An 8,961-nucleotide genomic window follows, 5' to 3' on the forward strand; every position below is an offset into this window, starting at 1 on the left:
ATTGGCGACTTTTTCTAACAGGACGACCAGATTTAGCGACTATTGTACGAGAGCGTTCTTCTCGACTTGCTTGCAAGACCCAAAGCCGTTGTCGCTTAATGGATGAAGATGACTAAGCCCAGTTTCACAATAAACGATGTCTTACTGCACACTTAATTGAAATTGTGACTCGTGAAGGAGCAAAAACAGAACAATACAATCTTTCATAATCTATGGAAAAAAAACTCAAGCTATTTGTTATCTGCGGATTAGTAGGATTAATGTCTGGCGCTTCGGTTTTGTATAAATCCTTTGCCAAAAATCAACCCTTACAGGCGAGCGCCAATCAACCACAAACACTAATAGCTCAAGCAAACAGTACCACACCACCACAGTCAGCAATGACAGGATGGTTAGGTTTTGCAACTACAGTAAACAAAAATGGCACATTTTTGCCTTTGTTGCCTGTGAATGCAGATCCCCAGGTTGCACTTTTCTCAGATGCATGGGATCAAGTCAAACCCGGTACATCTTTAGTTGGTATCGCTGGAGGAATCAAACAACAGGTAAAATTTCGTCGTTCTCAAGAAGAACCTTTTGGTTGTGATAATAATAAAACGAAAATGGCAACGTTTACCGCAGCTAAACGTTTTGGAGAAGGGCCTGTTTGGCTTTTACCCGTGAACCTAGCCAAAGAAGCAAAATCGCTGACTTTGCAAGCGTTGAATTTATCTGAAGTTCCTACGAGCGTATTACCTGTAAACAAACGCAAACCATCAGTTGCACGCGCTTGGAAAGCTGGGGAAGCAACTGTTGTGATGCAGAAACAAAGTAAAGATCAAGTGCGCTTAAGTATATTAATCAATTCTCGGATAGCTTACAATGCAGTGGAGAAAAAGTCATATATGCAAGGTGGCGACCCTGAGCCTGTTAAATTTCCTAAATTTGACGGTACACCAGGAATACCTTTTCCAATTGGCGCTTTTCAGGCTAACGCTAAATCAGCACCCATGATTGTATTTTGGCAACCTAGTTATGAAGGTCAAGGTTACAGCGTCGTTGCATCTGTGAAGGGCAAAATGCAGAAAGTTGATGAGAACGCAATCTATTTCTGCGCTTTCTAAGAAAATATTCATAGATTACGCCATGTGCGACTTTCTCTCAAATCTTACGAACTCTATCCCCAGATTTCCTTACTTAGTTAGCACGCCATTACCAGCAACCATGTTCTGTGGCCTGCCAAGGAAGAAGCTCAAAATCACAGTTGCCGTCTGTGATGCGTTGACTGATGCTGACCTCTAAACTTTGTAATGCCAACTTCAAGATTATTCGTTTTTTGCATAAAGCACGAAAATTGAGGTGAATAGTATTATATAACTGTACTTACTATGGATAAACTGGGGACAACACTAATTGTCTCCTATATAATTTACTCTATTAAAAACTGCTCCAGCTTTCGTCTAGGGCAGTTTTATATTGTGTGGTAGAAGCCAGATTCTGAACCCTAGCCAATGGTGAATCATTTACCTGTTGTCAGCAATTTGTCTATGTTATTTTTTTTACCTTGCTGCTCTGCTTATTTCAACATAGGTTTTAAGTATTCTGCTTCGCTGAACTAATTGCATCCAATAAAAACAAACCTACATCTTTATGCAATGGTTCATTATGCTGTGGACAAGCCGTTGAATGTAAGCATCTTGGACAACCAGCTTCACAATCACATTCGGCATCTTATGCGTAAGATGCAGCAGCAAATTTTGTGAAGTCGGAGAAAATAGCTTCTGCTGCCCCATTTCCACCTTCACAGGTGTCAAAAAAGTAACCAATGTTTCTGCTTTCTTTTTGTATGGACAATTCATCTACATCCAAACTAGAGGATAAAACTACCAAAGGCACAGCTTTAACTATCTGGTGCTGGATACTATGCAATGCCGTCATTTCAGCACTGCTACTCCACAAGGATTGATAAAGTTCTGGAACCTCACCTCCATTAGCGGTCATAATTTCTTGTTTGTATTTATTGACAGTTATTTGTAGCGCTTTCTGTAACGGCTCATTTAACTCTACTAGTACGCAAGGTGCTTGGTATTTTGTGACGTATGCCTCTGAAAATGCTATTTCTTTTTGAAGTTTTGTCACTTCTGCTGCACTCAGCACCTGCTTACACAATGAACAGCTTTTTCCTTCAAGTGGTTTTTTATAATTAGCGCAACGTTGATTTTTACAAGTCATTCCGTAGGTACGCTTCATCAATCTATAACCAATAACAGAATTCGTAATTTGTCCCCAGACAAGAGTTAAACGTAAACGAGCATCTTTGATATTAGTAGGGATAATTTTAGATTCTGCCAAGGTAGAAAGTGGTTGAATATCTAATTCTGACTCCGCTTCAGTAAATAAATCTGTATCTTTTCCTAGAAATGTTAGTATTGCTTCTCCTTTGTCGGAATTTAGGCTTTCACTACGGTATGCTATTAATTGACCACTTTCATCTTGCACCATATATATGGCTTCGGGAAATACTTCTCGATGGGCTAACGGTAGCGACATACTCTCTAGAATTTCGCCCGTATGTTTATTAATTAGAGAAATTGACCTTTGAGTGCTGCTTCTAATATTAATTTCTTTATGAGGATAGCCTCTTCCCCAGAGTTTCCCATTACCGCTTAAGAAAATTTTGTTTTGTTGTAAAAGAGAATCTGCCACTGCACCGGCTGTTTTTCCAAAACGAGTATTCAGTTCTCCTAAAGTTAAACTACTTTCAATGCAACCACATTCTAAATGTTTACCTAAAATGGTTGGATAGTCAGGGTTAAATGCGGCAGATTCAACTTCTCCTGATAGCAACTTTTGATTATTTCGAGCGTAGTATACATCAATGGGGTTTTGTCCTAATGGCAGATAAATCACTAGCCCGTGCTGTTTGCGTCCGGCTCGACCAACTCGTTGCCAAAATGACATTAGACTACCTGGAAACCCCCGAATTAAACAGCAGTCTAGTTCTGGTAAGTCAATTCCTGCTTCTAAGGAAGAAGTTGAAATAATTACCTTGATTTGTCCACCTTGGAGTTTTTGAATAATCTCGCTACGGCGATCGCCCGTTAAGGAACTGTAGAAAACTGCTACCTTGGAAGTTAAATAACCTAATCCAATGCGTTGTGTTTCTCGTTGGATTAACCCAAGTAAACCTTTGACAGCTGCACGAGAGTTACAAAAGACAATTCCACTCAAGTTATGCTGCAACCAGGAAATCACAATTTTAGTAGCTTCAACATTAGCTGCCTTGTTTGGAGCCAGAGATAATAAGGTACGTCCTTGATGGGGAGCGCCACTATCCTCAATCAGGTGTAATCTTTGGGGTTGATGGGTTCTACCGCTAAACCGCAATGCCATATCTTGAGGATTTCCGATCGTGGCACTAGAACAAATAAATTGCAGCCTTTGGGAATTACCACCAACTGCATCAACTGCTAACCTTAGCCGCCGCATAAGATTCGCAAAGTGTGCCCCAAAAGCCCCAGTATAGGTATGGCTTTCATCAATTACACAGTAGCGCAACTGTCTTAAAAATTGTCGCCATCCTTCTCCATCATCCCGACGGCGCACATTATAAAGATAGTAATGTAATAAATCGGGGCTGACTGCCAAGATGTTTGGGGGGTTGGGGATAAAAAAACGCTGCCGCTCAGTAGCTGGTGTATCTCCTGTCATCAGTGCGAGTTTGAGGCGATTGTTGGGCATTGCTTTGACAAGCGACTGCAACTTTCGCATTTGATCTAGGGCTAACGCCTTGAGTGGAAAAATGTACAATGCTGTTGTTTGCGGTTGCTTAATACACGATTCCAGGATAGCCAGGTTGTAGCACAGCGTCTTTCCGCTTGCTGTAGGCGTAGTGATACTCAAGTCAAACCCAGCACGTAACTTTGTTAGAGCTTCTAATTGGTGAGAATAAATCTGCGTGATACCGTTATTTTGTAACGCTAAACGTAAAGCAGCTGGTAAATCGCCCGGTAGGGGGTGAATTATTCCTTGGTTAGCATTTTTGATATCTATCGCCCTAATACTTGCAATCAGTTCTTGCGCTACAGACTGAAATACTACCTGGGGGATTTGTTGAATCTGCTCTACAATTGTTGTGACTGCGGCGTTGTTCTCTTCAAGAAATGTTGCCGAAGATACTAAGTTGGCGTTACTTGCTTTAATTGATCCCAAAGCGATCGCTTCTTCCCAATCCCCAAATTGAGTTGGCTTAACCTCTTCAACGAACTTAACAATCAACCGTTTTCCTAATACTGCCATTACCTCGCCAACTCCATATTCCGGTGAGTAAACGTATTTACCTGCACTCAGCCATTCGGGGGGTTCTGGAATAGTTTGGTTGGCAGCACGAATAATTGCGGCGTAATTGGTTGGTTTGTTATCAGTCACAAATTTATGTTTCTGCTAGCAGTAAATTATTTGTTCCTGACTGTCAGTATAGGACTTAACGGCAAGCACCAAATGCCCACCCGTCCAGACGATGGCTCCCAGAGTATGCAGGATAACCAGAATTTTGAACAGCATCAGAATAAATCAGGATTTCTTATCTCTTATGTCAGGATTTGTTAATTTATTCAGAGTGATTGAGCTATTTACCCCCAATTTTGTAAATATAGATACAGAAATTATTTATTTTACTCTTTCTGGTCTAGTTGAAGAGAGTAATGCTTGCAAGTTTTAATAGATTACAGACGGAGAAAGCCTATGTCCCATCAAACAGTTTCGGTTAATTCGACCGCCCCGACTCTGGCAAACCAGATCACTTCAGGTTGGAACCCCGTCTGCCACATCACGTACAACCGAGACACCTGGGTAAAGTTGCTCCAACCACCCAGTGACTATGCCTTTGAGGAAGCCAAGTTGCTCTGCCAGGAATCCCCAGTGACCTGGGTTGCCTGGGTGCCAGATTACGGTGAAGTGGTACTTGATCGCAGTGATTTCTATTGCTAATCAAAAGCACGGTTGATATACCCACCAGCTATTTCGCTAATGTTTTATTTGCCAGGTTAACAATGCAAGGTCAAGGTCTGGCTGGTATGGGCAAGTAAGTAATTCAAGTATTAAACAGATTAAGTGTGATGAACGTCGATTCGGCTATTGATTGGGATGAAATATTTGAGTATCTGCCGGGGACAGTGGTAGAACTCAAAAATAATCCTGGGGTTTTGCATCAGATTGATTACTATGAAACCACGATGGTTCCTCCAATCTGGTTGGTGAATGATCCGCGTCCGCGTTACCCTCACGAGTTGCAAATTGTCTCTCGTCGTAACATCCAAGTTTGTGACATAGGGTCGCAGGTTGTTGCATTCCGAGCAAGTGCTGCCTCTGGTATTTAGCGTGAATTAACCACCAAAAATTGAACTTGAATTTTGAGAATTGAGTGCAGCTTGGCTAATAATCTTTAACAAGAACAAACCTACATCCTTGAGCAGTGGTTCATTTTGCTGAGGACAAGCAGTTGAATATAAGCATCTTGGACAACCCATGTCACAACCACATTCACTAGCTAAAGCATAAGCTGCGGCTGCAAAACACCACTCATGACTCCAATAGTCCACATCAGCAGAACTTTCGGCAGTAAGAGAGAAAATCGATTGGCTACGCTTTACTTTAAGAGCGATGTCTACGACGGGCTGTCCGGTGTCGCTACTTCCTCTATTCCCAGATTCCCGCTCATCAGCAGCTCATCCCAGCAACCATGTTCTGTGTGCCAACAAGGAAGAAGCTCAGATTCGCGGATACCGTCTGTGATACGTTGGCTGATACTGACTTCTAATCTTTGTAATGCCAACTTCAAGATTATTTGTTTTTTTTGCATAAAGCACGAGACTTGATCCTAAATCCTAAATCACCTTTTTGTTCTTATCGTCAAAACCTGTGGTGGCGTAGAATCTGGAGGATACAAAAAGTCTATCTGTACTTGTCGCTTTTCACTCGCCAACATCTTCAGTGTCACCAATGGTTCGCCCCTTTGTCCCCGACGCTGTACCAAATGCACATAGCGCATCTTTTCCACGCCACTATCATCGATGTAACGCACCCGCACCGTTCCCCGAAAGAATATTTGTTCTACACCTGGTTTTAAAAATAGCAGTCTATCTGTTCCCCCTTCATCCTTCACAGGAGTCTGTATTGACACAGTTATAGTTTGGGTTTCACTTGTAATATTTCTTAGAGGCAAAGTTAGATTGTACTCAACACCATAATTACTGTGAGCAAAGTAGGCCGTATCAGGATAACGTTTTAACATTGCTGCACTTTGAATTTGTCCAGTGCTAAGAGTAATTAAATGTACAGTTCCTAAAGGATAAGAAAACGCCTTTCCTGGTGAGGGTATTGTTAATTCGGAAATATTGGGATTGTCCGTAATCTGTGTTTTCCATTGCGTTCCTTGAGATACACCAGCGACGCGACTAAATACCGTTGGTTCTCTAGGAGGGTCAAGAGGTGTTGGAATGGGGTCACGCTTTCCTGCTAAATTACCTGTATTCAAAAGCTCTTGCCACTCGGCTAAGGTGGGTGAAATATTACTATTTTTGGCTAAATTTGCGATATAAACTGGACTACTACTTGTCAAGCGCATCATCGTAGTGCGACCATTAGAAGAAGGAGCCTGTACCGGAATTGGTAAATTTGCTAGGATTTGAGTTTCTTTTGGTTCTATCACCAGCTTTTGGGGAAAAATCTCTTGCCGAACTCCCCGCAGTACATCATTCATTGTGCGATCGCCTGGCCCAGAGTAAACTGTACCTTGGGGATTTTCAACCATATCAGCTAAAGCAATAAATTGTGCTTCTTTGGTAAGGTAACTAGCTGCTTGTAATACTTGCACTATCACAGGTTCATTTCCCGGATTATGTACAATTATCCCTTGGTATAGAGTGCGGCTTTGGGCTGGTGTTTCTGCCCTGACGATATGATGAGCAAATATGTCAAATCTGCCTTCAAAGGGATAATTTAAATGTGCTTCATGTACTTGTTTCCCATCTGGGGGAAAAGTTGATAGTAAAATTCCTTCAGTTGTCACCAGTTCAGGACTATTACTGTTGAAGGTGGGAATAATATCAAGTTTTCCTGGTAAAGGACGTATTTCTTGGCTGTCTACTTCGACTCCAGCAATATATTGTGGGGGAACCGTGTAAATATTTAGCGCCCGACACATTAAAGCCGCAACTTCCCCTCTAGTCGCGCTTTGTAATGGTTTTAGCTGTTTGACATTGGGATAATTGACAACAATACTATTAATCGTGGCTGATGCGATCGCATTTTGGGCATAGTTAGGTATTTGCCCCGCATCGTTAAAATATTCTTGTAATGTCTGCATTGGGCTAGGTAAAGGGCTGTAATTTTTCCCCCCAGCTACAACACCAATGATTTGGGCACGAGGAATTGGTTGGTTTGGCTGGAAAATACCACCAGGATAACCAGAAAAAAATCCTTTTTGGTAAGCGGTAGAAATTGCTTTATTTGCCCAATAATCAGCAGGTACATCTTTAAAAGACGCAGCTGTACGTTTCACTGGTGAATCAGGAAAAGCATTTAGCATTAACACTGCTGCTTGGGCGCGTGTCACTGTTGTTTCTGGGCGAAAACTACCATCAGGGTAGCCTGTAATTAGTTTACGCTCTTTTAGTTGTTGGATACAATGTTTTGCCCAATAGCTTTCGGTGTCGGAAAATGCTAGGGCGTTGGGGGTTGATAGAGTTAAGAGAAATACGACTAATAAAGTTTTTTTCAAGAGCATTGAGCATTAGTAAACAAATTATAATGAACAGAAACCAGAAAGCTAATACATCATCTCCCAATCTTTATATCTACGTTACTACTCTTATTGTGTAATCTTGTAATTTGTAGCCTTTAGCTGACGAATTACACTTTTATCTGCCAAACTTTAACAGATTTGTCACCACTACCGCTATATAAAATTTTGCCATCACTACTTATTGCCAGTCCATAAATTCCACCTGCGTGTCCGGTAAGCTCCATGACTGATTTTCCTGTTTTGATGTCGCGTAATATGATTTCTCTGCCTAAACCACCAGCAATAAAGGTCTTGCTATCGGGACTTATAATTAACGCATCGATACTCGTACCGAACGAAAAATCATGAACTAGCTTTCCTGTTTTCAAGTCCCAAGCTTTGAAACCTTTACCATCTGTGCTTCTAACTCCACCAGATTGAAAACTATCGTCGTATCCACCACACAAGAGCATTTTCCCATCCTTACTAACAGCAAGCGTAATCGGCGCTGATGCACGCTCTGAGCCGCTGATTAGGTCTTCTTTTTTGGGCAGTGGTGGGGTAAAGCTGCCTATTTGTTTACCTATTACCAGACTCCAAACCCGAATTCTTCCCCCATTTTCACCTCCGCTTAAGAGAGTTTTACCATCAGGAGTAATTGCAAGTGCTGTTGTTTCTGCTTTGAGTATCCGGTCGATTTTTCGAGTTTTGAGATTCCGAAATTTGATAGTGTTATCGCCGCTACCACTGATTAAAGTTTGTCCGTCTAGGGTCAACAACATTGCTTTCACCCCTGTTTTTTCTGAAATAGTGCGAACTTCCTTTCCTGTTTGCGTATTCCAAAATTTGATAGTGTTATCGAAACTGGTACTAATTAAAGTTTGCTCATCTGGAGTAAATACTATTGATTTAATACCCTCACGGTGTCCAGTTAAAGTGTAAAGCAATGCACCTGTAGTAGCATTCCAAAGCTTGATTGTTTTATCATCGCTACCACTAGCAAGAACTTGACCGCTAGCGGAAAGGGTTAATGCACGCACAGGTGCAGTATGTCCTGATAAAGTTAGTTTCAACCTAGGGTGTTGATTTTGTGGGAGAGATGCTCAAAATTCTTCATGCAGTTTCTATGTCGTCAGTTGTGGCAGAAAACAAAATTCTTCTTTTCGAGAGCATAGATTGGCCAAAAACTTGAGCCGCCC

Annotated in this window: 8 protein-coding genes; 4 read left to right on the plus strand and 4 right to left on the minus strand. The window is 41.6% G+C overall.

The genetic code is table 11. From position 1 onward, the window contains the following. Nucleotides 1–212 precede the first annotated feature (212 nt). Nucleotides 213–1,103 carry a hypothetical protein gene (locus IQ274_RS35835; protein WP_194145183.1) on the plus strand — a complete coding sequence of 297 codons (891 nt, stop codon included), beginning with the start codon at nt 213–215 and terminating at the stop codon, nt 1,101–1,103. Nucleotides 1,104–1,710: 607 nt separating this feature from the next. Here the strand turns inward: IQ274_RS35835 and IQ274_RS35840 are convergent. Then, nucleotides 1,711–4,407 carry a DEAD/DEAH box helicase gene (locus tag IQ274_RS35840; protein WP_322745449.1) on the minus strand — a complete coding sequence of 899 codons (2,697 nt, stop codon included), beginning with the start codon at nt 4,405–4,407 and terminating at the stop codon, nt 1,711–1,713. 6 nt (nt 4,408–4,413) lie between these two features. On the opposite strand from IQ274_RS35840, the gene IQ274_RS37155 reads away from it, so the two are divergent. Further along, complete coding sequence (locus IQ274_RS37155; RefSeq protein ID WP_228058629.1) at nt 4,414–4,587, plus strand: hypothetical protein; 174 nt, start codon at nt 4,414–4,416, stop codon at nt 4,585–4,587. Nucleotides 4,588–5,096: 509 nt separating this feature from the next. Then, nucleotides 5,097–5,357 (plus strand): hypothetical protein, encoded by a 261-nt coding sequence (locus tag IQ274_RS35845; RefSeq protein ID WP_194145184.1) that lies wholly within the window; start codon nt 5,097–5,099, stop codon nt 5,355–5,357. Nucleotides 5,358–5,363: 6 nt separating this feature from the next. On the opposite strand, the gene IQ274_RS35850 is transcribed toward IQ274_RS35845, so the two are convergent. After that, nucleotides 5,364–5,579, minus strand: a complete 216-nt coding sequence (locus tag IQ274_RS35850; RefSeq protein ID WP_194145185.1) for a hypothetical protein — start codon at nt 5,577–5,579, stop codon at nt 5,364–5,366. A gap of 61 nt (nt 5,580–5,640) precedes the next feature. Between IQ274_RS35850 and IQ274_RS37655 the strand changes: the two genes are divergently transcribed. Further along, entirely contained in the window at nt 5,641–5,772 is a 132-nt protein-coding gene (locus IQ274_RS37655) for a hypothetical protein (RefSeq protein ID WP_265578606.1), read from the plus strand. A 97-nt stretch (nt 5,773–5,869) separates the two neighbouring features. Here the strand turns inward: IQ274_RS37655 and IQ274_RS35855 are convergent, their stop codons facing one another. Further along, on the minus strand, nt 5,870–7,765 hold the full coding sequence (locus tag IQ274_RS35855) for a DUF3370 family protein (protein ID WP_194145186.1): 1,896 nt from the start codon (nt 7,763–7,765) through the stop codon (nt 5,870–5,872). 125 nt (nt 7,766–7,890) lie between these two features. Continuing rightward, nucleotides 7,891–8,835 (minus strand): WD40 repeat domain-containing protein, encoded by a 945-nt coding sequence (locus tag IQ274_RS35860; protein ID WP_194145187.1) that lies wholly within the window; start codon nt 8,833–8,835, stop codon nt 7,891–7,893. Between the last annotated feature and the right edge of the window lie 126 nt (nt 8,836–8,961).

It is taken from the genome of Nostoc sp. LEGE 12447, assembly GCF_015206985.1.
Classification (GTDB): Bacteria; Cyanobacteriota; Cyanobacteriia; order Cyanobacteriales; family Nostocaceae; genus Nostoc.

Bases quoted from the DNA above. Each gene is read 5' to 3' on its own strand.
- IQ274_RS35835 (WP_194145183.1), top strand. From the start codon at position 213: ATGGAAAAAAAACTCAAGCTATTTGTTATCTGCGGATTAGTAGGATTA.
- IQ274_RS37155 (WP_228058629.1), top strand. From the start codon at position 4,414: ATGTTTCTGCTAGCAGTAAATTATTTGTTCCTGACTGTCAGTATAGGA.
- IQ274_RS35845 (WP_194145184.1), top strand. From the start codon at position 5,097: ATGAACGTCGATTCGGCTATTGATTGGGATGAAATATTTGAGTATCTG.
- IQ274_RS37655 (WP_265578606.1), top strand. From the start codon at position 5,641: ATGTCTACGACGGGCTGTCCGGTGTCGCTACTTCCTCTATTCCCAGAT.
- IQ274_RS35855 (WP_194145186.1), bottom strand. From the start codon at position 7,765: ATGCTCTTGAAAAAAACTTTATTAGTCGTATTTCTCTTAACTCTATCA.